1 protein-coding gene is annotated in these 588 nt (G+C 63.3%); it reads right to left on the reverse strand.

Annotation, left to right across the window (positions count from 1 at the left end; genetic code table 11):
• Positions 1 to 237, reverse strand: a 237-nt coding sequence (locus tag RNB18_RS50845; protein WP_394817801.1) for a rhomboid-like protein, incomplete at its 3' end; no start/stop codon positions are given.
• Between the last annotated feature and the right edge of the window lie 351 nt (positions 238 to 588).

A 588-nucleotide genomic window follows, 5' to 3' on the forward strand; every position in this document is an offset into this window, starting at 1 on the left:
GTATGGCGTCCAGTAGCGGCCGTCGATCCAGAACAAGCTGGTGACCAGCACGTAGAGCGGGTCGGTCCCCAGGTGGTGGATGTTCGTCGAGCTCTCGACCAACAGGTCGTGCAGCTGCCGCCCATGCGTCTGACGCTGGATGATCGTGGTGACCAGCAGGACGGCCAGCCACGCATAGGTCAGCGGGGCGCTGCGAACGTATCGCCACACCGCCGCCGGCCATGACTTCAGGCGCACGGTCCCCAGTATGGGCGCGACGGCTGGACGATGGCCGAGATTGTGCCGGGCCGGAATCCGCCCGCATCAGCACGGTAGCGAATCACCTTGAGATACCGCCTTTTTGCTCGCAGATGTATCCAAAATTGACGGGCACTGGCACGCAGCGCGAATATTCGATGCCGAGGAAAGGACTCCCAACCACCAGGGCCCTTCACATGGAATACTCGCTGGATGGGCAGCGCGGCGCAGCACGAGGTGACCCGAACTCCTGTCGACGAACTGTCGGCATTCGAAGTGGGAACCCGAGATCTGGTGGGCGTGGCGCTGCGCAGTGTGGGCCAACTCGAGATCTCACTCCCGCAGTTCCGG

It is taken from the genome of Streptomyces doebereineriae (genome assembly GCF_031845645.1).
Classification (GTDB): Bacteria; Actinomycetota; Actinomycetes; order Streptomycetales; family Streptomycetaceae; genus Streptomyces; species Streptomyces canus.